The sequence below is a fragment of the Burkholderia sp. 9775_39 genome (assembly GCF_015712225.1).
In the GTDB taxonomy this organism is placed as follows: Bacteria; Pseudomonadota; Gammaproteobacteria; order Burkholderiales; family Burkholderiaceae; genus Burkholderia; species Burkholderia cenocepacia.
In genome coordinates, this window is the sequence record NZ_JACCQC010000002.1 from 440,772 (window position 1) to 462,764 (window position 21,993).

A 21,993-nucleotide genomic window follows, 5' to 3' on the forward strand; every position below is an offset into this window, starting at 1 on the left:
CAATGCGCCGATCCCCCGCCGCTGCGCGAACCTGCCGGAGCCGCCATGTTCGACCTGACCACGCTGACCACCTTCACGGCCGTCGTTCTGGGCCTGTTCCTGATCCCCGGCCCCGCCGTGCTGCTCGTGCTGAGCCGCACCGTGCAGGGCGGCCGCAAGACCGGCATCCTGACCGGCCTGGGCGTCGCGAGCGGCGACTTCGTGCATACGCTGTTCGCGGCCGTCGGGCTGTCCGCGCTGCTGATGACGTCGGCGCTCGCGTTCAACGTCGTGAAGCTGGTCGGCGCCGCGTACCTGATCTATCTCGGCGTGCGCGCGCTGCTGGAGAAACCGTCCGATCCGTCGCTGCCGCAGGTGTCGCCCGTCACGCCGCTCAAGGCGTACCTGCAGGCGATTCCCGCCGAAGTGCTGAATCCGAAAACCGCGCTGTTCTTTCTCGCGTTCATGCCGCAGTTCGTGCATCCGGAACGCGGCTCGACGTTCGTGCAGTTCGCGGTGCTCGGGCTGATCTTCGTCGTGCTCAGCTCGCTCTACACGACGCTGATCGCGTGCTCGATCCGCCCGCTCGGCCGCATCGTGAAGCGGCTCACGTGGCTCACGCGCTGGCAGGGCAAGATCATCGGCTCGATCTTCATCGCGCTCGGGCTGCGCGTGGCCGTGCAGCAGCGCTGATGCGCATGAGCGTATGACGCCCGCCGGCGCGGACCTGCTCTATACCGACCCGCGGCTCGTCGCGGTGTACGACCTGTTCAACGCCGGCGATCGGGACTTCGCGTTCTACGCCGCCGCGATCGGCGCCACCCGGCGACGCGTCCTCGATCTCGGCTGCGGCACCGGCACGTTCGCGCGACGGCTCGCGGCGGCCGGGCACGACGTCGTCGCGATCGATCCCGCGCCGGCGATGATCGCTTACGCGCGACGCCAGCCGGGCGCCGACGCCGTACGCTGGTTCGCGTGCGCGCTCGACGGCCTGCCGCCGGGCACGCCGTTCGATGCGGTCGTGATGACCGGTCACGCGTTCCAGTGCCTGCTGACCGACGACGACATCGACGCGACGCTGCGCGGCGTGCGACGCGTGCTCGCCGACGGCGGCCGCTTCCTGTTCGACACCCGCAACCCGCGCACCGAACCGTGGCGAGCATGGACGCCCGCGCAGTCGGCGCGCCGCATCGAGTCGCGCGAACTCGGCATCGTCGATCTCCATCACGCGGTGCGGGCGATCGACGGCGCGATCGTGACGTTCGACACGCACTACCGCTTCCGCCGCGACCACACGCTGCTGACGAATACGAGCCGGCTGCGTTTCATCGCGCAACCTGAACTGCAGGCGCGCGTGATCGCAGCCGGATTCCCGGCGGCCGACTGGTGCGGCGACTGGGACCCCGCTCCGTTCGACGAAGCGACCAGCGCGGAGATCATCGCGATCTGCCGCGCGTGAGCGCGCGCGCGTTCCGCCGCCGCGTCAGCCCGCCACGGGCAGCGTGTCCACCGCGTACGCATGCCGGATCGTGCGGCCCAGCACCGGGTCTTCCAGCTCGACCTCGAACCGCTCGGCCGGCCGGATGCCGCCGATCGCCGCGAGCGTGCCGCACAGCATCGCGGTGCCGTCCTCGAAGCGGCCGCCATGACGCGCGAATTGCGCGAGCAGATCGTCCGGCGCGCGCATCGCGGTCACGTTGCCTTCCTGATACAGCACGCGCTCGCCGTCGATCGTCGCGTACGCGCGCAACACCAGTCGGTCCCAGTGACCGGCCACGTCGTCGAGCTTCCACAGCGTGTTCGCGCACGGCTTGCCGCACATCTGCTTCGACACGGTGATGCCGTACGTCTCGACCTCGCGATCGGTGTGATCGGACGCGATGCCGACGAAGGTCTCGCCGCCGTCGCGCACCAGCACGAATTCCGCTTCGCCGCTGCTCTGCCCGCCCGCGACCTGGATCGCCGGCGACGGATCGAGGCGATCGGCGGCAACGCGGTAGAACACCGGCGTCGTCGCCGGGCGCTTGACGCCGAGTGCTTCCAGCTCGCGGATATGCTTTTCCATGGCGACCGTATCGCGGCCGGTCCAGCCTGCGATCACGAGCGTGTCGATCGCGATCGCGCGCTCGGTGCGGCCGTCGCGACCGTCGATCGCGAACGTGATGGTTTTCATCGAATGCTCCTCGTCGCGGGCCGCGCGATCCCGCGGGCCCGCTGTCTGTCATTGATCGACCGGGCTCACGCCGGATCGTAATAGTGGATCTCCAGCAGCACGCAGCCGCCGTTCGACTTGAACGGGCCGTGCCATGCGCCGGGCGGGCGCACCGCATACGTGTAGCCCTCGAACGGCGTGCCGCCGTTGCCGTGCTCGTCGTTGCCGACGGTCAAATCGCCTTCGACCAGAAACACCTCTTCCCAGTAGTCGTGCACGAACGGCTGCTGCGTATGCAGCCCCGCCGGCAGGCGCAGCAGGCGCGTGCGGCTGCCGCGCTTGCGCTCGGTGTCGAGCGCGCCGGACAGGGTCAGCTCCTGCGCGCCGGACGCCGGGTCATAGCCCTCCGGCAGCCGCCAGTCGCGCTGCATGTCCAGCGTGTGGAATTCGTCGTGAAGCTTGTTGATGGCCATCTTTCTCTCCTGATTGCGATAGCGGGTGAAAGGAGTTGCGATGCGGCTAGTCAAGCGGCACGCGGCGTCGACAGTTCCTGGTTCAACGAATAGCTGCCGAGCATCGAATCGACCAGATGCGACGCGCGCTGCCAGTCGTACGTGCGATACGCATGGCCCTTCGTGACGAACGACGCGCCGGCATAGAACAGTTCGTACTGGTTGTGGCGCGACGCGAATTCGGACCCGACCGCGTCCCACGCGAGCTTGAAGAACTTCACGCGATCCTCGGACGAGCACACCGGCGACTTCTGCGTCTTCTCGATGATGCGCAGCAGGTCGGGGTTCTCGAAATCGCGCACGCTGGACGGCAGCATGATCATTCCGCCGCCGGCGAGCTCGCGCAGCGTGTTGAGCACCTTCGAATAGAGTTGCTGCGTGACGACCTGCGAGCCGTACAGCATGTTGCGGTCGGGCACGTAGAAGCCGTTGACGACCGTGCCCTTCGCTTCCATTCCGTAGACCCACGCCTCGACCATCGATGCTTCGGCCGCGAGCTGGCCCAGCGTCTCGCGCACCTGCGGGAACGCGTTCGTGCCGTTGACCTCGGAGATCTTCAGGCCGAGCCCGACGAGAAAACGCAGCTTCGTCATCAGGCGCACCTGGCATTGATAGTTCTGGTACACGTGCGCGGGTGTCGCGTGGAACTGCTTCGCGCACATCGCGGTATTGCCGGCGACGAAGATCCGCTCCCACGGCACCTTCACGTCGTCGAAATACAGCACCGCGTCGTTCTCGTCGAAGCGGCTCGACAGCGGGTTGTCGAACACCGACGTCGCATGCTCCTCGTACGACTTGCGCGACATGATCTTCATGCCCTTCGCGTTCATCGGCACCGCGAACGACAGCGCATACATCTCGTCGCCTTCGCGCAGCGGCTGGATGCAGCTGCAGAACACCTCGTTCGCCATGATCCCGCTGGTCGCGAGCATCTTCGCGCCGCGCACCGTGATGCCTTCGGCATCCTGATCGACGATGCCGACCGCGAGGTACTTGTCCTCCTGCTCGTGCGCGGTCTTCGACTGGTTCGCCTGCGGATTCACGATCACGTAGGTCAGGAACAGGTCGTTGTCGCGTGCATAACGGTAGTAGTCGCGCAGCGCGCCGGCGCGCGCCGGGTCGTATTGCTCGAACACGTCGGCGCCCATGTACATGCCGGAGAGGCACGACGCGACGTGGTCGGGCGAGCGCCCCATGAAGCCGTAATGCAGCTCCGACCACGCTTCCAGCGCGGCACGGCGCTCGACGAGTTCGTCATAGGACGTCGGCAGTTGCCAGATCCGGCTGACGCGATTGCCGGAGTCGGGCGACACGAACGTCATCTTCTCGACGTTTTCGTTCTCCGCCTGATAGTCGTACAGGCTCGCGTAGCTGCGGATCGAATTGCGGAATGCCGCGTGCGCGGTCACGTCGCCGACCGGCTGGCCGTTCAGGTAGACCTGCCGCCCGTCGCGCAGCGACGCGATGTGCTGAGTGCCGTTCTTGATCATGATGCCCTCCTGGGTGGAATGAATCGTGGGTTGCGTTCACATGGCCGGCGCGTACGCGCCGTCGAGCGCGCGGTAGCGTCCGCCGAAGAAGATCAGCGGACGCCCGTCCGGGCGCGCGCGGTGCCGCATCACGCGGCCGACGAAGATCACGTGGTCGCCGCCGTCGTATTGCGCATACGGTTCGCATTCGAACGTCGCGAGTGCATCGGGTAGCAGCACGCCGCCGCCACCGTCGCCGGCCGCGCCGCCGCGCCAGCCCCACTTGTCGCCGTTCGCTTTCGCGAAGCAGTTCGACAGGTGCTGCTGCGTCTCGTCGAGCACGTTGACCGCGTAGCCATCCGCGCCGGCCAGCTCGCCGAGGCTCAGGCTGCGACGGTCGACCGAAAACAGGATCAGCGGCGGGTCCAGCGACACCGAATTGAACGACGCGACCGTGATACCGATCGGCATCCCCTCCTTGCGCGGGGCGGTAATCACCGCGACGCCCGTCGCGAACATCGACAGTGCGGCCCGGAAGCGCCGCTGCTCGTCGGCATCCGCGCCGGTTCCGGCATGGTTCTCGCTCATCTCGTCCTCCATGGGTTGCATTGCCGGATTCCGCCGAGGAATCCGCATCAACAAAGCACCGTTAATTAGCTTTGTTATTTAGCTTTTATTAAATGTAAACACAAACCCCGGTTCAAGATGTCGTAAACCCTGATCTTGAAAGCTTTGTTTGAAAGACAACCCTACTCGTGGGATGGATGTTGCACGGCGCGCACGAATGTCCACGTACACTGCGTCAACCGTATTCCCCGGCGCTCGCGACCCATGCGAGACGCCGCCTTCCGGAGCCCCTTTCGATGCAATCCCGTCCGATCTACATGGACTACAGCGCGACGACGCCGGTCGATCCGCGCGTGGTCGCCAAGATGGTGCCGTTCCTGCACGAGCAGTTCGGCAACCCCGCCTCACGCAGCCACGCCTACGGCTGGGATGCCGAGCACACCGTCGAGGAAGCGCGCGCGCACGTCGCCGCGCTGCTCGGCGCCGATCCGCGCGAAATCGTGTGGACGTCCGGCGCGACCGAAGGCAACAACCTCGCGATCAAGGGCGCCGCGCACTTCTATCAAGGCAAGGGCAAGCATCTCGTGACGGTGAAGACCGAGCACAAGGCCGTGCTCGATACGTGTCGTGAACTCGAACGCCAGGGTTTCGACGTCACGTACCTCGACGTGCGCGAAGACGGCCTGCTCGACCTCGATGCGTTGCAGCAGGCGCTGCGCGCCGACACGATCCTGGTGTCGGTGATGCTCGCGAACAACGAAACGGGCGTGATCCAGCCGGTGGCCGACATCGGTGCGCTGTGCCGCGCGCGCGGCATCGTGTTTCATTGCGATGCGGTGCAGGCGGCCGGCAAGATTCCGGTGGACGTGAATGCGTTGAACGTCGACCTGCTGACGGTGACCGCGCACAAGGTGTACGGCCCGAAGGGGATCGGCGCGCTGTACGTGCGCCGCAAGCCGCGCGTGCGCATCGAAGCGCAGATGCACGGCGGCGGCCACGAACGCGGGATGCGTTCCGGCACGCTGCCGACCCACCAGATCGTCGGGATGGGCGAAGCGTTCCGGCTGGCGAAGGAAGAAATGGCGGACGAAAGCCGCCGCGTCGGCGCGTTGCGCGACCGGCTGCTGGCCGGCCTGTCGACGCTCGACGAGGTTTACGTGAACGGCGACCTCGCGCGCCGGATTCCGCACAACCTGAACGTCAGCTTCAATTTCGTCGAAGGCGAATCGCTGATCATGGGGATCAAGGGCGTCGCGGTGTCGTCAGGCTCCGCGTGCACGTCGGCGTCGCTGGAGCCGTCGTATGTGCTGCGCGCGCTCGGCCGCAGCGACGAGCTCGCGCACAGCTCGATCCGCTTCACGCTCGGCCGCTTCACGACCGAAGCCGAGGTCGACAGCGTGATCGCGCAGGTGCGCGACACGGTCGGCAAGCTGCGCGAATTGAGCCCGCTGTGGGACATGCATCTCGAAGGGGTCGACCTGGATACGATCGAGTGGGCCGCGCACTGAGCGTGGCGGCCGGCGCGCGTCAGCCTTTTTCCTGGCGCGCGATCATGTGCGCGAGATCGAGCGTCGCGCGATCGCCGTTGGTGACGAGGCGGTCGATCACCGAGCAAAGCGCCTTGAACTCGGTTTTCGTCACGCCTTCGAACAGCACGTTGTTGATGCGTTGCTGCGTATCGGCGAGCGCTTTCAGCAGCTTCGAGCCGGCCGGCGTGACCGTGAGCCGCATCTTGCGCTTGTCGTCGGGGTCCGCGCGTTTGTCGATCAGGCCGAGCTTCTTCAGCTTGCCGGTCTCGATCGTGACGAACGCGCCGCTCAGGTGCAGATGATCGGCGAGGCGGTTGACGGTCACGACGTCGTCGTGCGACAGATGGGCGACCGACACGAGCAATGAATACTGGATGCCGGTGAGGCCGATCAACGAGCCGAAACCGTCGCGCACCGACAGCAGGCGCGCCGCGAACGGCAGCAGCCCGTTGATCAGGTGGCGGAATTCCGTGTCCGTGCCGTCGATCAGGCAGGCCGGGTTGGTAATGGTCAGAACGGACTCCTCTTGCTGCTTGGCCATGACGTCGACGCTCCGTGCGGTCATGCGAATTTAGCTTTGAAACGAAATTATACGGCAAAGGCACCTGCGGCCTCGGCCAGCCCGGCCGCCCGCATGCGGCCCGATTTCCCCTATCAGGAGGTTCGCGCATGCCCTTCCCGCTTCATCCCGCCACGGTTCGCGCGCTGCTCGAATGCTATCTGCGCGCGAAGGACCTGAACCAGGCCGCGCTGATCGCCGACTGCTTCGCGGCCCATGCCGAGCTGAGCTTTTCGCTCGCCAGCAACGACATCGATTTTCCGCCGCGCGTGACCGGTGTGACGGCCATTGCGCATACGCTGGTCGAGGCATTCGGCGAGCGGTTCGAGCAGTGCCGGACCTACTACATCTGCGCGCAGCCGCCCGTCGACGGGCACGGCGTCAGCCGCATGCCGTGGCTCGTCGTGATGCGACAGAAGGACAACGGCGCGCTGCGGATCGGACATGGCACGTACCGCTGGCAGTTCGCCGTCGACGGCGACAACGACGACGTTGCGCGGGTTGCCGCGCTGCACATTCATATCGCGCGGATGGATACGATCGACGATCCTCAGTCGTTGAAACTCGCGCGGCTGCAGGCGGCGTTCGGGTATCCGTGGCTGCCGGCGCACGCGTTCGCGCGCGGGCTCGCGGACGTCGCGGCGGCGCATCCGGATTGGGCATTCCTGGCGCCGTTCGAGCAGGCGGCCGCGTCGGCCATCGACTGACGCCCCGCTGCATCACGGCGCCGCGCGCGATCCCTCATTGCCGGCCAGCAACTGCGCGGCGGTCATGACGCGCGGATCGTCGCCCGTCAGATGCGCGCCGTAATAGGCGATCGACGCCTGCTCGTCGAGCAACAGCGGAATCGCGACCCGCCCGAGCAGCGCGCGTTCGATCGCGTCGCCGAACGTGAATCCCGCCAGATAGACGCCGTCCATCACGCAATTCGTCGTGAATACGCGGCCCTGCGCATCGACATAAAACTCGACGTAGCCGAGATCGTCCTCGGCGATTCCGATCATCGTCGTGTCGAGCGCCCGCTCCCACGCGGCAATCTGTTCATCCTGACGCTCCAGTGCGCGAAACGCGATGCCCATCGGCGCGCAGGTCTCCCCGCTGCGCCGGGCCGGCTCCGCCCCCACGATCAACATGCCGAATTCGCGCAGGATCATATCGCCCGGATGTTCGCCGTCGCGGGCCGATAGACGGCCGTCGGCAGGGCCGCGCCACCCGGCCGCGACAAACAGCGGCCTGACCGTCAACGGAATCTCGATCACGAAAATGCTCCTGAAGTTACCGCATACGATACGACACGCGCGAACACTCTCCGCAGCGCGGACAGCATGCGCCGCGCTCGCCCTCACACACCGTCGAGCGCACGCCGCACACCGTCCCAATCGAGCCCGAACCGCGCGAGATACTTGCGCAGCCGGTCCGCGTCGTTCGGCTGCTTCTTGCTCTGCCGCGATACCGCGAACAGCGTGCGCCCGGCTTCCGACAGGCTCGCCGACGTGCGGCACACGTCGAGCACGCGTTCGAGCTGCGCACGGTCGAACAGGTCGAGTTCCGCCGCGCGCGCACCGAACACCGCGTCGACGCACGCATCGGATGCCCCCGTGCCCCCCGGCGGCGACCACGTGCGCGTCAGCCGCTCGACTTCCTGCTCGGCGAGCGCCTCGGTAATGCGCCCCGCATCGGCCAGCGTCGCCATCCGGGTGACCGACGCCGACAACTCGCGGAAGTTGCCGGCCCACGTCGCGCGCGGCGAGGCCGCGAACGCGAGATAGCACCGCTTCGCCTCGACGTTGAACCGCACCTGCTCGCCCTGCTCGCGACCGAACCGGTCGAGCTCGAATTCGAGGTTCGGCTCGATGTCCTCGCGGCGCTCGGCCAGCCCCGGCAATTCATAGGTCCAGAGGTTGATCCGCGCATAGAGGTCCTCGCGGAACGTGCCGGCCGCCACCATCTGCCGCAGATCGCGGTGCGTGCCCGCGATCAGTTCGAAATCGCTGATCGCCTCGACGTCCGCGCCGACCGGCAGGAAGCGCTTCTCCTCGATCGCCTTCAGCAGCATCGCCTGTTCGTCGAGCCCGAGTTCGCCGATCTCGTCGAGAAACAGCAGCCCGCCGTCCGCCGCGCGCAGCAGCCCCGCGCGCGCCGACTGCGCCCCTGTGAACGCGCCCTTCACGTGACCGAACAGCGTCGACATCGCCGCGTCGCCGCGCAGCGTCGCGCAGTTGATCTCGATGAACGGCCCCGCGAGCCGATGCCGGCCGCGCTTCAGCTCGTACACGCGCTTCGCGAGAAACGACTTGCCGGCCCCCGTCGGCCCGACCAGCAGCATCGGCGCGCGCGAACGCACCGCCACGCGCTCGAGTTGCTCGATCAGCGCATTGAAGCGCGCGTTGCGCGTCGCGATGCCGGCCTTCAGGAACGACACCGTTTCGTCGCGCTCGCGCGTGAAGCGCTGCGCGATCCGGTTGTAGCGCGACAGGTCGAGATCGATCACCGAGATCGTGCCCGGCCCGCTCGGCCCTTCGTCGGTTCGCTGCGGCGGCCCCGTCTGCACGAGGCGCGCGGGCAGGTAGCGCGCTTCCGCGAGCAGGAACCAGCAGATCTGCGCGACGTGCGTGCCGGTCGTGATGTGGATCAGATAATCCTCGTGTTCGAGGTCGAACGGATACGCGCGTGCGTAATCGTGCAGCGTCGCATAGACCTCCTCGAAATCCCACGGATCGTGGAGCGTGACCGGCGTGAGCCGCACATCGGTGTGCGGCGACACGCGCGCGAGATCGTCCCGCACCTGGTTGGCGAGACGCGTGTAGTCCAGCGAATGCAGCAGTTCGAGCCGGTCGATCGGCAGGTCGGGCTGCTCGCACAGCGAAATCGTCGGCCGCCATTTGCGGTAACGGCGCGGCGCGCGGCCGCCTTGGTCGAGCACCGTGCCGAGAAAACCGATCGCGACGGTTTTGCGCATGTTTATCTCATGGGATAAGAAGCGATCCGATTGTATCGGATATTCATGGCCGCGAGGTACCGACAGCGTCGATGCCGGACCCTGCAAATCAGATAATTCCCTTTTAACTTCAATATGTTGCGAGATTTCCAGAAGCACCGGCCGCTCCCTGGCACGCTCCTCGCTGAATAAAAGACGCCGGATGTCCCGCTGGCCCACGAGCAAGGGTTCGACAAGCCCTGCTGGTGCGCCGCCGCCGAACCTCGTTCGTCGCGGTAGCGCATGCCGCCATGGACAGACGAAGGCAACGGGGCGCGCGCCAGGATGCTTCGCCCGGGTTCGAATCCCGGGGCGCCCATTGTTCGAAAGCTCAGCCAGGTGGAGCAGCCGGCGAAAGCCGGCCGGTGGCGGGTTCAAATCCCGCTCGAACGCTGTCCGCAAGGACGGTCTCGTATGAAAAGCAGTACCCGCCGGTGCGGGCCGACAGGCCCGCCGCGCGTCGGACCGGTTGCGGTTCCGCGCGATCGGCCGGGCGGCCGCACGGCCCGCGCGAAGGCGCACGACGACGCAATGCAGCAGGCGTCGCCATGCGTTTCGACGCTGGCCGGCGCGCCGCCCGCCCGATTGCGTCGCCCCGCGATCCGCACGATGCGCGTTACCCGGCGGCCATTGAAGAAAAGGACAAAAATATGTGGAAGCGTCATGTGGTGAAAAAGAACGAACGCGCGCTGCTGATGAGCGAGGGCGATTTCGTGAAGGTGCTGGAACCGGGCGTGTTCAAGGCCTTCGATCCGTTCAAGCGCCTGTCGGTGCAGACCGCGCGTCTCGACGCGCCGCTCGCCGACGACGCGCTGGCCGACTACCTGCGTCACGACGCACCGGACGTACTCGCGCGGTATTTCGTCGCGATGGATCTCGCCGACGACGAAGCCGGCCTGCGCTACGAAGACGACGTGCTCGTCGAGATTCTGGCGCCCGGCACGCGCCGGCTGTACTGGCGCGGCCTGACCGCGCATCGGCTGGAGCGCATCGACCTCGCGCAGGACAGCATGCTGCCTGCGGCGCTGGTGAAGCGCATCGCGCAACCGTCGCTGCGTGCGCGCGGCGTGGCGGGGCTGACGGGCGTGCTCCTGGCGCAGGTGCCGGCGTACCACGTCGGCGTGCTGAAGGTCGACGGCAAGATCGAGCGGCTGCTGGACGCGGGTGCGTCGGCGTTCTGGCGCTTCAACCGCGACGTCGCGGTCGAGCTGGTCGACCTGCGCTTGCAGGCGATCGAGGTCGGCGGGCAGGAAATCCTGACGCGCGACAAGGTCGCGCTGCGGCTGAACCTGTCGGCGACGTGGCGCTATGCGGACGTGCTGCATGCGTTCGGCCAGTTGCAGAAGCCGGTCGAACACCTGTACCGCGAGTTGCAGTTCGCGCTGCGTTCGGCGGTCGGCACGCGCTCGCTCGACGAGCTGCTGGAGGACAAGCAGTCGCTCGACGAGGTCGTGATCGCGCAGGTGCGCGCCCGTCTCGACGGTTCGGGCGTGGACGTGCGCAGCGTCGGCGTGAAGGATATCGTGCTGCCGGGCGACATGAAGACGATCCTCGCGCAGGTGGTCGAAGCGGAGAAATCCGCGCAGGCGAACGTGATTCGCCGCCGCGAGGAAACGGCGGCCACGCGTTCGCTGCTGAACACCGCGAAGGTGATGGAAGAAAACCCGACCGCACTGCGGCTCAAGGAGCTGGAAACGCTCGAGCGCGTCGCGGAACGGGTCGACCGCATCTCGGTGTTCGGCGGTCTCGACCAGGTGCTGAACGGGCTCGTCAGCATCAAGGGCACGTAATGCAGGTTCCGGCGCGATGCAGATGTGTCGCGCCGGTCCCGAAATGAATCAGGTGAAGCAAATGACCGACATGGACATGGATTATCAGGTGATGGAACTGGCGAACGGCAAGCCGGTGAAGATGTGGACGCAAGGCGTCGCCGTCGAGGACGAAGCGCGCGCGCAACTGCGCAACACCGCGCAGATGCCGTTCATCTTCGGCCACGTCGCGGTGATGCCGGACGTGCACCTCGGCAAGGGCTCGACGATCGGCAGCGTGATTCCGACGAAGGGCGCGATCATCCCGGCCGCGGTCGGCGTCGACATCGGCTGCGGAATGATGGCCGCGCGCACGACGCTGACGGCGGCCGACCTGCCCGATTCGCTTGGCGGGCTGCGCAGCGCGATCGAACGCGCGGTGCCGCACGGCCGCGCGCCGGGCCGGCGCGACCCGGGCGCATGGGGCGATCGCACGCCGGCCGCCGTGACCGACGCGTGGAAATCGCTGCAGCCGGGCTTTCAGCGCATCGTCGACAAGTATCCGAAGCTGGCAAAGACGAACCACTACGCGCATCTCGGCACGCTCGGCACCGGCAACCACTTCATCGAAGTGTGCATCGACGAGGCGGACCGCGTGTGGTTCATGCTGCACAGCGGCTCACGCGGCGTCGGCAATGCGATCGGCAGCCTGTTCATCGAACTCGCGCAGGCCGACATGCGACAACACATTGCGAACCTGCCCGACCGTAATCTCGCGTACTTCACCGAAGGCAGCCAGCACTTCGACGATTACGTCGAGGCGGTCGGCTGGGCGCAGGACTACGCGCGGCGCAACCGGCAGGCGATGATGGACGCGGTGATCGGCGCGGCGCGCGGCGTGATCGGCACACCGTTCTCGGTCGACGAGCATGCGGTGAACTGCCACCACAACTACGTGCAGCGCGAACGCCACTTCGGCGAAGACGTGCTCGTCACGCGCAAGGGCGCGGTGTCCGCGCAGAAGGGGCAACTCGGGATCATTCCGGGTTCGATGGGCGCGAAGAGCTTCATCGTGCGCGGGCTCGGCAACCCGGAAAGCTTCTGCTCGTGCAGCCACGGCGCGGGCCGGACGATGAGCCGCACCGAAGCGAAGCGCCGCTTCACGGCCGACGATCAGGCGAAGGCGACGCAGGGCGTCGAATGCCGGAAGGACGCGGGCGTCGTCGACGAAATCCCGATGGCCTACAAGGACATCGACGCGGTGATGGCGGCCCAGCGCAGCCTCGTCGAAGTGGTGCATACGCTGCGCCAGGTGGTGTGCGTGAAGGGATAGCGCGGTGTGCGGCCGAGGGCCAGCGGCCGCGCACAACGAAAGGAAAACGACAACGATGAAAACCGACAACGCAATGACGGCCGTGCGCAGCGCGCATCCGATCGACCCGGCGGTGCGGGCACGCGTGATGGCGGAGCTCGCGGAAGTCGAACGCCGCCATGATGTATGCGTGCTGTTCGCGTGCGAATCGGGCAGCCGCGGCTGGGGCTTCGCTTCGCCGGACAGCGATTACGACGTACGCTTCGTGTACGCGCACCGGCGCGACTGGTACTTGAGCGTCGAACCGCAACGCGACGTGATCGAGCGGCCGCTCGACGACGAGCTCGACGTCAGCGGCTGGGAATTGCGCAAGGCGTTGCAACTGCTGCGACGCTCGAATCCGACGCTGCTCGAATGGCTCGACTCGCCCGTCGTGTATCGCGAAGATGCGCGCTGGGCGCCGCGGCTCAGGTCGCTGGCATCGGCGTTCTTCTCGCCGGTACGCGGGCGTCATCACTACCTCGCGACGGCGAAGAAAAATTTTCGCGGCTATCTGCAAGGCGACACGGTGCGTTACAAGAAGTACCTGTACGTACTGCGTCCGCTGCTCGCGGTGCGCTGGATCGACATGGGGCTCGGCATGCCGCCGATGCGCTTCGCCGATCTCGTCGACGGGACCGTGCACGAGCCGACGGTGCGCGCGGAGCTCGATGCGCTGCTCGCGCTGAAGATGAGCGCGAACGAAGGCGAATACGGGCCGCGCCGGCCGGCGATCCACGCGCTGGTCGAGACGATGCTCGCCGATGCCGAACACGATCGCGAATACAAGCGGCCGTGGGGCGACGTGGCGATGCTCGACGCGTTCCTGCGCGACGTGGTCGACGGCCGATGAAAAGTGAACGGCGCGATGCCTGCGGGGATCGCGCCATTTTTGCATCCGCGCTCGTCCGATCGATGCAGGCGAGCAACGATCGTGCCCGCGTACGACGTGTCGTCGCAACGATCGCAGCCCAGCGCGGCGGTATACTCGATGCCGTTCGGCACAGCGCGCCGCCGCATGCGCCGCAGCCTTCGACCTGCCCCGCCTGCTGACGATGCGCTTGCAATCCGGCATCTTCCGCCCGTCCACCCACAGTCGATACGAACCGTCATGTCGCACCGCCTTTCGCTCGCCATCGCCGCCCTCCTCGCCGTTTCCCCGTTCGTTGCCGAGGCCCGCCCGCTCGCGCGGCCGCCGGTCGAACGCGACTTCAAGAACTGGTCGGTCGTTTGCGACAACGGCAACCGCTGCATTGCCGAAAGCCACGCGGACGATATCGATGATGCACGCACCCGCCTCATCCTGCGCGTGACGCGCGATGCCGGCCCGGACGCGCCAGCCTCGCTCGACATCTATGCGTCGGCGCCGCTGGACCTGCGCAGCGCACGCGTGGATGGTCGTCCGTTCGATGCAATGGCGGCCCGATGGCATGCGTTCGGCGGCAAACCGGCCGATGACGACGCGCACCCGTTCCGGATCCGGACCAACGATCCGGCAACGGTCGCCGCATGGCTCACCGCGTCGCGCAATGCGCAACTGCTGAGCTTCGGCGATCCGGCGTCGGCCCAAACCGCCCGCACGCCGTTGACGGGATTGAGTGCGGCGCTGCTGTTGATCGACGACACGCAGGGCCGTGTCGGCACCGTCACGGCGTTGCTGCGCCCGGGCACCCGGCCGGCGTCGGCGGTGCCCGTCGCACCGGCACTCCCCCCCGCCGTCACGCCGGCCCCGGCCGTCGCAAACCTGTCGGCCGCGGAGCAACGGCCGCTCGTCGATGCGGTGCTCGCGAAGTTCGGCGGCGACGTGAAGCAATGTGCGACCGATGTCGAAGACGAAATGCCGGCGAACGATCGCAGGAAGGCGTCGACTGCCGTGGCGGTCTCCGCCGACGAAGCGCTGGTCGCGATACCGTGCCAGACCAGCAGCCTGTATAACCACACCGACCTGTGGTATCGCGTGCGGCGAACCGCGCCCTACTCGCCGACGGCGATGAATTTCGGCGAGAACGCGAACGCGGGACTCGATTCGGCGTCGTTCGCAAACGAACTGACCGACGCCGGCTACGATCCCGCCAGCGCGACGCTGTCGAGCAAGGTCAGACTGCGCAGTGCCGGCGATTGCGGCTCGACCGCATCGTGGATCTTCGACGGCCGGCACTTCGTGCTCAGCGATATCGCCACGCACGGCACTTGCAACGGCTTGTTCGACGATCAGTGGCCACGCCTGTATCGACGGGCCGATGCGAGCGGAAGCCGCTGACGCACGTATCGCACCGAAACACGCCGGCAGACATAACCCATAACAAACCGAGGGGCCGAACCATGCATCACCCGTTCATCGCCGCGTCGCGCCACACAGCCGCGACGCGGCGTACGCGCGAGCGGCTCAGCGCGCTTGCGTTTGCGCTGATCGCCATCACCGCATTCGCGTCGACGCCGGTGCGCGCGGCAAACGCCGACGAGTCGGTCGAGATCCCGTTCTGGTCGCGTGACTGGGCCGGCACGATCGGCAACCGGCACGTCGAAGTCTCGTTGTCGCGCGTCGGCGACACGGTATCGGGCTGGTACTGCTACGCGCCATGCACGTCCGACAAACGCTATCGGCTCGCATTGAAGGGAATGCTCGACGCGCACGGTGCGACGCTGTCGGAACGGGATAGCGGCGCGAAAGCCGACGCCGATCGCGTAACGGGCAAGTGGCGCGTCGCTTCTCTCGACGATGCGGTAACCGGCACATGGACCGCACCGGACGGCAAGCGCACCTTCCCTGTCTCGCTCGCGCAGAAGCACGACGGCAGAGCGTTTCCCTACGACATCCGCCTCGTCGCCGACCATCTGCCGGACGACGGCGGTTCGTGCACCGACGCGCCTGAAGTCACCGCAATCCGCCTGTACGACCACGGCCGCCTCGTCCAGACGCTAAAGACCGATTCGCGGGGCACCTGCAACCTGTTCACGCCGGATTTCGCCGACGTGAACTTCGATGGCTGGCCCGACTTGATGCTCGCGCAATCGATGGGGGCCGGTCCGAACATCCCGTACCAGACGTGGATCTTCAACCCGACAACGCGGCGCTTCGCCGATGCGCCGCAGGGACTGCAAGACATCACGTCGCCGGATTTCGACCCGGTGCACCGGATCGTCTGGACGAGCTGGCGCGCGAGCTGCTGCGAGCACGGCGTGACGACCTACCGCTGGCAGGGCAACGACGTGAAGGAGGTCGACTCGGCGAGCAGCTACTTGCTGCCCGTGCTCGACGGAAACACGCGTCGCTATTGCTACATCGTGCCCGGCTACGGCAACGGCCATATCGAGTATCCGCAACGCATCGAGCAGACCGATACCGGGCTGCGCTCGACGCTGGGCGCGCTGAAGGACTGCGAGGCAGGCGATTCGCCTCAGATGTCGCGGGTGTATATCGACATCTGGAAACCGGGCGCGCCGGGTGGCGCCCCGACGCTCGTGCGTACCGAAAGGGTCGCCTGGAAACGGACGTCGACGCGCGCCGGCATGAAGTTCTGCCCGGACGTGCCGTTCTACGACAACGGCCGCATCCGCCGCATCCTGTTGCGCGACGATCCCGACCAGTGCAGCGACTCGAATCCCGACGAGAACTAGTGTGCGGCGCGCCCGCAAGGGCGCACCGGCGTCACTTCACGCGGCGCCCACGATCGAGATCGAGAACCCGTCCCAGCCCTTCTGCCCGACCGTCTGCACGGCGGTCGTCATGAGCGCCGGCTCGGCCGCGAGCCGGGCGAACCCGGCGCGCACGCCGGCCACGTCCGGCTCGCGATTGTCCGGATCGGCCACGCGCCCGTTGCGCACGACGTTGTCGACGACGATCACCGTGCCGGGCCGCGACAGCTTCAGCGCCGCATCGAGATAGACGGCGTTGTTGTCCTTGTCCGCATCGATGAAGATGAAGTCGAACGGCGCCTCGCCCGTGTCGATGAGCCGCGCAAGACTGTCCTTCGCGCTGCCGACCACCACCGACACGACCTGCGCGAATCCGGCGCGCGCGATGTTCTGCGTCGCGACCTTCGCGTGTGCGGGGTTCAGCTCGAGCGTCACGAGCGCGCCGCCCGGCGGCAACGCGCGCGCCAGCCAGATCGTGCTGTAGCCGCCGAGCGTGCCGACCTCGAGAATCCGCCGCGCGCCGCGGATCGTCGCGAGCAGCTGCAACAGCTTGCCCTGGTTCGGCGCGACGTTGATAGCCGGCAGCCCGGCCGCGTCGCTCGCCGCCAGCGCGGCGTCGAGTACGGCGTCGGACGGCACGAGCGTCGCCGAGAAATACGCATCCACCTGGTTCCACCGATCCTGATCCATCGCGCACCTTTCGTCTGCGGAAAAGGGCATTCTATGCGCCGCGCCTCCATAAGCAACCCACCATTCGTTCTAAGGGCAGCCGCGCACGTGCTCCTATAATCGCCGGACGGCAGGACCCCTCGACCTTCACAACAACAAACGGAGCACCCATGACCGATCAGGCCAAGCCGAACTGGCGCCTCGAAACCATCGCCGTGCACGGCGGTTATCGTCCCGACCCGACCACGCGTGCGGTCGCCGTCCCGATCTACCAGACCGTTGCGTACGCATTCGACGACACGCAGCACGGCGCCGACCTGTTCGACCTGAAGGTCCAGGGCAACATCTACACGCGGATCATGAACCCGACGACGGACGTGCTCGAGCAGCGGATCGCCGCGCTCGAGGGCGGCATCGGCGCGCTCGCGCTCGCGTCGGGGCAAGCCGCCGTCACGTACGCGATCCAGACGATCGCCGAAGCCGGCGACAACATCGTGTCCGCGAGTTCGCTGTATGGCGGCACCTACAACCTGTTCGCGCACACGCTGCCGCAATACGGGATCGCCACGCGTTTCGCCGACCCGCGCGACCCCGCGTCGTTCGAACCGCTGATCGACGCACGCACGAAGGCGATCTTCGCGGAATCGGTCGGCAACCCGCTCGGCAACGTCACCGACATCGCCGCGCTCGCGGCAGTCGCGCATCGCCACGGCATCCCGCTGATCGTCGACAACACGGTGCCGTCGCCGTACCTGCTGCGACCGTTCGAGCACGGCGCGGACATCGTCGTGCACTCGCTGACGAAGTATCTCGGCGGGCACGGCACGAGCCTCGGCGGCGCGATCGTCGATTCGGGCAAGTTCCCGTGGGCCGACCACGCGGACCGCTTCAAGCGGCTGAACGAGCCGGACGTCAGCTATCACGGCGTCGTCTATACCGAAGCGTTCGGGCCGGCCGCGTATATCGGCCGCGCCCGCGTGGTGCCGCTGCGCAACATGGGCGCGGCGATCTCGCCGTTCAACGCGTTCCAGATCCTGCAGGGAATCGAGACGCTCGCGTTGCGTATCGAACGCATCAGCGACAACGCGCTGAAGATCGCGCAGCATCTCGCGCGCCACGAGCACGTCGAATGGGTGAACTATGCGGGCTTGCCCGATCATCCCGATCATCCGCTCGTCGCGCGCTACCTGTCGGGTCGCGCGCCGGGCATCCTGACGTTCGGCGTGAAGGGCGGCCGCGACGGCGGCGCGAAGTTCCAGGATGCGCTGAAGCTGTTCACGCGGCTCGTCAACATCGGCGATACGAAGTCGCTCGCGACGCACCCGGCCTCGACCACGCATCGTCAGTTGTCGCCGGCCGAACTCGCGAAGGCCGGCGTGAAGGAGGAAACGGTGCGGCTGTCGATCGGCATCGAGCATATCGACGACCTGCTCGCCGATCTCGACCAGGCGCTCGCGCAGCTTTGACCGCAACGGGCGCGCCGGCCGCTTGCCAGTGCGTCCGCATCAAACCGCTTGACTCTGGAGCGGCTTCAAGGTGTTCAATCCCCGGTTGATGCCGGGGCGATGCCCGGTGTGTACGATCGTGCGACGCAGCGCCCGCTGCGCCACGCCAACCGCCGAGAGGCCTCATGACACCGACCGCGAAGCTCGCGCTGCTCACGTTACCGCCCGTGCTGGCGGCCTGTTTCGGCGCCCTCGCGGCCGCGTGGCGCGCGCCTGGCCCGAAAACGTCGAGCGTGATCCAGCATTTCACCGGCGGCATCGTATTCGCGGCCGCCGCGCTCGAACTGCTGCCGCAGGACCGCACACATGCGCTGTTTCCGGTCGTCGTCGGCTTCGTGCTGGGCCTTGCGCTGATGCTGGCGATCCGCGCGCTGTCGGGCGCGATCGAGACGCGCTTCGAGACGGCGCGGTTGCCGGTGAGCCTGATCATCGTCACCGCGATCGACCTCGTCGTCGACGGCCTGGTGCTCGGCATCGCCTTTTCCGCGAGCGACGAAAGCGGCATCATCCTGACCGTCGCGCTGACGCTCGAGGTGCTGTTCCTCGCGCTGTCGGTCAGCGCGGCGCTGGCCGCGGCCGGCATCGGCCGCTTGCTGTCGATCGTCGTGCCGGTCGCGCTCGCGGCGCTGCTGAGCGTCGCGGCCGTGGCCGGCAATGCGGCGTTCGCCGGGCTGCCGGCGAATATCTATGCGGCGCTGCTGGGGCTCGGCACGGTCGCGCTGTTGTACCTCGTCACCGAGGAACTGCTGGTCGAAGCGCACGAAGTACCCGAGACACCGTTCGCGACGGCTGCGTTCTTCATCGGCTTCATCGTGTTCTTCCTGATCGAAGGATCGGTGAAAGCCTGACGCGCCGCGCTCGACGGCGCGACGGCTACCAGGTCGTCGCGCCGGTCGGATAGGTATCGACGATCCGCGTGCCGTTGACAGGCGTGACACCCGCGTTGCGCAGCGCGGTCCACAGGTCGATCGCATGTTCGCGCGATTTGCGGCTGCCGTCGTCGGTCAGCACGTTCAGCGCGACCACTTCGTCGCGCGTGGTCAGTTGCAGTTGTTCCTTCAGCTTGCATGACTGATGCGATGCGGTGCGAACGTCGCCGAGCACGATCGCCTTCGCCGCGACGGTCGACTCGTCGCCGGCATCGGCTGGCACGAACGTCAGCCGGCCGTTGGCGACTTCGCATCGCCCACGCGTGAACGTCGCAGTCCACGCGCCGGCCGGCACGGCCGCGAACTCACAGCGCATCCGCTCGTTCGCACGGCTGCCGGCGTCGTGCGCCGGCGCGTGCGACAGTGCGCGTTCCGGCCAGCCTGCCGCCATCGCGGCCGTCGACATCAGGCATGCCGCCAGCACGATTCCCTTCGCGACATTGCGCATCGCGCTCTCCTTTCCGTCGATCAACGTTCAAAGCACCGCGAAGCGGTTGTCGTGTGCATCGACCATCGGCATCTTCTCGCCGCGATGAACGGTCGCGCGATGAATCTCCTGATTGCACGCGACGGCGGCCGGACTCGCCGGATAGTCGTGATTCGGGCTCGGAATCACGCCGTCGTGACGCGCGCGCACCAGTTCCTGAATCACTTCCTGACGGCTCTTCGGCTGCGCGGCCACGGCTTGGGAGAACGCTGCAATCGACAGCGCGGCGGCGGCAATGACGATCATCGGACGCGGGATGTTCATGTTGGGGCTCCTTGCTGGAATGCCGTGACTGGAGCCTTCACTTTGATCCCGCGGCGGTGCGGATCCGTGATCGCCTGATGACGGTTTCGTCATCGTTCACGCATCTTTCACATCGCAGTGCGAATGAAATTCACCGCACGTTTCAGCGCGCATGACATTGCGATGACATTTTTCTCATTTGTCCCTCACCGTCACGATCCGAACGCTTTCCAGAATCGCCACCGCAATCGCGATATTCCGGCCCGTCGCGACACAGGTTCGGCGCCGGCATCGAACGATGCACGAAACGATCATCTTGAACTTCAGGGACACACCATGAAAACTCCGGTTCGACTCGTCATGATGTCAGGGGCGCTGCTGACGACCGCGCATGCGGCGCAGGCAACGGAAGTCACGCTGTACGGCCTGTTCGATACGTCGCTGACGGTCGTGTGGAACGCCGATGCGCAGGGCAATAACCTCGTCGGCCTCGGCAACGGCAACCTGCTCGGCAACCGCTTCGGCGTGAAAGGCGCAGAGGATCTCGGCGGCGGGCTGAAAGCGATCTTCACGCTGGAAAACGGCTTCAACCCGAACACCGGCGCGCTCGGGCAAGGCAACCGGATGTTCGGCCGGCAAGCGTTCGTCGGGCTGGAAAGCGCGCGCTGGGGGACGCTGACGATCGGCCGCCAGTACGATGCGCTCGCCGATGTCGCGTGGCCGATCACCGGCGATTTCTACTTCGGCAGCGTGTACGCGACACCCGGCGACGTCGACAACTACGACACGTCGTCGCGCACCGACAACGCGGTGAAGTACACGTCGCCCGTGGTCGGCGGCTTCCAGTTCGTCGGCATGTACGCGCTCGGCGGTGTGGCCGGCAAGAGCGGCGCCGGCCAAACCTGGTCGGCCGGCCTGTCGTACAACCATGGCCCGTTCGACGCGGCGGGCGGCTACTACTATGCGGCCAACCGCGCCTCGCTCGCCAACGGCGTCCGGACCGGCTGGAACGGCACGTCGGATGGCACGTTCGACGGGTCGCTGGTCAACGGCGGCTACCTCTCCGCGAAGTCGATCGGCATCGCACGCGGCGCGTTGCGCTACACCTTCGCGCCGTTCACGGTCGGTATCGACTACAGCAATGCGCAGTACAAGGCCGATGCGATGTCGGCCTTTCGCAGCACGCAGAAATACGACACCGCGCGCGGATTCTTCAACTATCAGGCAACCGCCAGCCTGCTCGTCGGCGTCGGCTACAGCTACACGAAAGCCCGCGGCGATACGAGCGCGACCTACCATCAGGTGTCCGCCGGCGCCGACTACGTGCTGTCGAAGCGCACCGATCTCTATGCGGTCGGCGCGTGGCAGCGCGCGAACGGCGAACAGCGCACGCCCGACGGCGGCACGCAGGCGGCCCAGGCGTCGATCGGCTCGTACGGCTACGGCGGCACGCGTACGCAGGGCATCCTCAATCTCGGGTTGCGCCACCGGTTCTGACTGCGACAGCCAACCCTGCGCGCTGCGTGACGAAAATTTCATGTTCCGATCAGGTTCGCGATGCGTCGCGTCGCTACGATCGGAACGGTAGCGGGCCATGCCCGTTTCCGTCCACGCAGCGGGTCGCTGCCGCACGGCACGATCACGCATTAGGCCCGGGCTCGTCGAGTACCGGGCTCTTTTT

The 21,993-nt window shown here is 66.8% G+C and carries 22 protein-coding genes and 1 tRNA gene; 13 read left to right on the forward strand and 10 right to left on the reverse strand.

What is annotated here, in order from left to right; genetic code table 11:
- The first annotated feature begins 45 nt into the window (after positions 1-45).
- Positions 46-672 (forward strand): LysE family translocator, encoded by a 627-nt coding sequence (locus H0X90_RS04800; protein WP_006490488.1) that lies wholly within the window; start codon positions 46-48, stop codon positions 670-672.
- A 13-nt stretch (positions 673-685) separates the two neighbouring features.
- Entirely contained in the window at positions 686-1,438 is a 753-nt protein-coding gene (locus H0X90_RS04805) for a bifunctional 2-polyprenyl-6-hydroxyphenol methylase/3-demethylubiquinol 3-O-methyltransferase UbiG (protein WP_034202689.1), read from the forward strand.
- Positions 1,439-1,462: 24 nt separating this feature from the next.
- Here H0X90_RS04805 and H0X90_RS04810 read toward each other — a convergent pair whose 3' ends face one another.
- From H0X90_RS04810 to H0X90_RS04825, 4 genes are all read right to left on the reverse strand, one after another.
- Positions 1,463-2,152 (reverse strand): DUF2848 domain-containing protein, encoded by a 690-nt coding sequence (locus H0X90_RS04810; protein WP_006490484.1) that lies wholly within the window; start codon positions 2,150-2,152, stop codon positions 1,463-1,465.
- 65 nt (positions 2,153-2,217) lie between these two features.
- Positions 2,218-2,604 carry a cupin gene (locus H0X90_RS04815; protein ID WP_077190002.1) on the reverse strand — a complete coding sequence of 129 codons (387 nt, stop codon included), beginning with the start codon at positions 2,602-2,604 and terminating at the stop codon, positions 2,218-2,220.
- A gap of 50 nt (positions 2,605-2,654) precedes the next feature.
- Positions 2,655-4,133 carry a 4-hydroxyphenylacetate 3-hydroxylase family protein gene (locus tag H0X90_RS04820; RefSeq protein ID WP_060267763.1) on the reverse strand — a complete coding sequence of 493 codons (1,479 nt, stop codon included), beginning with the start codon at positions 4,131-4,133 and terminating at the stop codon, positions 2,655-2,657.
- Positions 4,134-4,169: 36 nt separating this feature from the next.
- Positions 4,170-4,721, reverse strand: a complete 552-nt coding sequence (locus tag H0X90_RS04825; protein ID WP_034202691.1) for a flavin reductase family protein — start codon at positions 4,719-4,721, stop codon at positions 4,170-4,172.
- A 254-nt stretch (positions 4,722-4,975) separates the two neighbouring features.
- Here H0X90_RS04825 and H0X90_RS04830 point away from each other — a divergent pair, with 254 nt between their 5' ends.
- Positions 4,976-6,187, forward strand: a complete 1,212-nt coding sequence (locus H0X90_RS04830; RefSeq protein ID WP_077190000.1) for an IscS subfamily cysteine desulfurase — start codon at positions 4,976-4,978, stop codon at positions 6,185-6,187.
- Positions 6,188-6,206: 19 nt separating this feature from the next.
- Here H0X90_RS04830 and H0X90_RS04835 read toward each other — a convergent pair whose 3' ends face one another.
- On the reverse strand, positions 6,207-6,749 hold the full coding sequence (locus H0X90_RS04835) for a MarR family winged helix-turn-helix transcriptional regulator (RefSeq protein WP_006490479.1): 543 nt from the start codon (positions 6,747-6,749) through the stop codon (positions 6,207-6,209).
- A gap of 128 nt (positions 6,750-6,877) precedes the next feature.
- On the opposite strand from H0X90_RS04835, the gene H0X90_RS04840 reads away from it, so the two are divergent.
- On the forward strand, positions 6,878-7,474 hold the full coding sequence (locus H0X90_RS04840; RefSeq protein ID WP_077189999.1) for a nuclear transport factor 2 family protein: 597 nt from the start codon (positions 6,878-6,880) through the stop codon (positions 7,472-7,474).
- Positions 7,475-7,486: 12 nt separating this feature from the next.
- On the opposite strand, the gene H0X90_RS04845 is transcribed toward H0X90_RS04840, so the two are convergent.
- Both H0X90_RS04845 and rtcR read right to left on the reverse strand, forming a co-directional pair.
- Positions 7,487-8,026: an SUKH-3 domain-containing protein gene (locus H0X90_RS04845; protein WP_077189998.1), complete on the reverse strand. Its 540-nt coding sequence runs from the start codon at positions 8,024-8,026 to the stop codon at positions 7,487-7,489.
- A gap of 83 nt (positions 8,027-8,109) precedes the next feature.
- Positions 8,110-9,726 (reverse strand): RNA repair transcriptional activator RtcR, encoded by a 1,617-nt coding sequence (gene rtcR / locus H0X90_RS04850; RefSeq protein ID WP_077189997.1) that lies wholly within the window; start codon positions 9,724-9,726, stop codon positions 8,110-8,112.
- A 338-nt stretch (positions 9,727-10,064) separates the two neighbouring features.
- Here rtcR and H0X90_RS04855 point away from each other — a divergent pair.
- From H0X90_RS04855 to H0X90_RS04880, 6 genes are all read left to right on the forward strand, one after another.
- Positions 10,065-10,137, forward strand: a tRNA-Phe gene (locus tag H0X90_RS04855).
- A gap of 257 nt (positions 10,138-10,394) precedes the next feature.
- Positions 10,395-11,534, forward strand: a complete 1,140-nt coding sequence (locus H0X90_RS04860; RefSeq protein WP_077190007.1) for a slipin family protein — start codon at positions 10,395-10,397, stop codon at positions 11,532-11,534.
- A 61-nt stretch (positions 11,535-11,595) separates the two neighbouring features.
- Positions 11,596-12,825, forward strand: coding sequence for an RtcB family protein (locus tag H0X90_RS04865; RefSeq protein WP_077190006.1), 1,230 nt, complete (start codon positions 11,596-11,598; stop codon positions 12,823-12,825).
- A gap of 55 nt (positions 12,826-12,880) precedes the next feature.
- Positions 12,881-13,696: a nucleotidyltransferase domain-containing protein gene (locus H0X90_RS04870; RefSeq protein WP_077189996.1), complete on the forward strand. Its 816-nt coding sequence runs from the start codon at positions 12,881-12,883 to the stop codon at positions 13,694-13,696.
- Positions 13,697-13,954: 258 nt separating this feature from the next.
- Positions 13,955-15,103, forward strand: coding sequence for a DUF1176 domain-containing protein (locus H0X90_RS04875; RefSeq protein WP_171984159.1), 1,149 nt, complete (start codon positions 13,955-13,957; stop codon positions 15,101-15,103).
- A 62-nt stretch (positions 15,104-15,165) separates the two neighbouring features.
- Entirely contained in the window at positions 15,166-16,461 is a 1,296-nt protein-coding gene (locus H0X90_RS04880; protein ID WP_077189995.1) for a nitrite reductase, read from the forward strand.
- 36 nt (positions 16,462-16,497) lie between these two features.
- Here the strand turns inward: H0X90_RS04880 and H0X90_RS04885 are convergent, their stop codons facing one another.
- The gene (locus tag H0X90_RS04885; protein ID WP_006490487.1) at positions 16,498-17,169 is read right to left on the reverse strand and encodes an O-methyltransferase; all 672 of its coding nucleotides are present in this window, start codon (positions 17,167-17,169) and stop codon (positions 16,498-16,500) included.
- A 149-nt stretch (positions 17,170-17,318) separates the two neighbouring features.
- On the opposite strand from H0X90_RS04885, the gene H0X90_RS04890 reads away from it, so the two are divergent.
- Both H0X90_RS04890 and H0X90_RS04895 read left to right on the forward strand, forming a co-directional pair.
- The gene (locus tag H0X90_RS04890; protein WP_034202699.1) at positions 17,319-18,614 is read left to right on the forward strand and encodes an O-acetylhomoserine aminocarboxypropyltransferase/cysteine synthase family protein; all 1,296 of its coding nucleotides are present in this window, start codon (positions 17,319-17,321) and stop codon (positions 18,612-18,614) included.
- Between the two features lie 164 nt (positions 18,615-18,778).
- Positions 18,779-19,501 carry a ZIP family metal transporter gene (locus H0X90_RS04895; protein ID WP_077189994.1) on the forward strand — a complete coding sequence of 241 codons (723 nt, stop codon included), beginning with the start codon at positions 18,779-18,781 and terminating at the stop codon, positions 19,499-19,501.
- 25 nt (positions 19,502-19,526) lie between these two features.
- On the opposite strand, the gene H0X90_RS04900 is transcribed toward H0X90_RS04895, so the two are convergent.
- Together H0X90_RS04900 and H0X90_RS04905 are read right to left on the reverse strand one after the other, a co-directional pair.
- Positions 19,527-20,030: a hypothetical protein gene (locus H0X90_RS04900; protein ID WP_006490470.1), complete on the reverse strand. Its 504-nt coding sequence runs from the start codon at positions 20,028-20,030 to the stop codon at positions 19,527-19,529.
- A 27-nt stretch (positions 20,031-20,057) separates the two neighbouring features.
- The gene (locus H0X90_RS04905) at positions 20,058-20,333 is read right to left on the reverse strand and encodes a DUF4148 domain-containing protein (RefSeq protein ID WP_077189993.1); all 276 of its coding nucleotides are present in this window, start codon (positions 20,331-20,333) and stop codon (positions 20,058-20,060) included.
- A 315-nt stretch (positions 20,334-20,648) separates the two neighbouring features.
- On the opposite strand from H0X90_RS04905, the gene H0X90_RS04910 reads away from it, so the two are divergent.
- Entirely contained in the window at positions 20,649-21,809 is a 1,161-nt protein-coding gene (locus H0X90_RS04910) for a porin (RefSeq protein ID WP_077189992.1), read from the forward strand.
- Positions 21,810-21,993 lie beyond the last annotated feature (184 nt).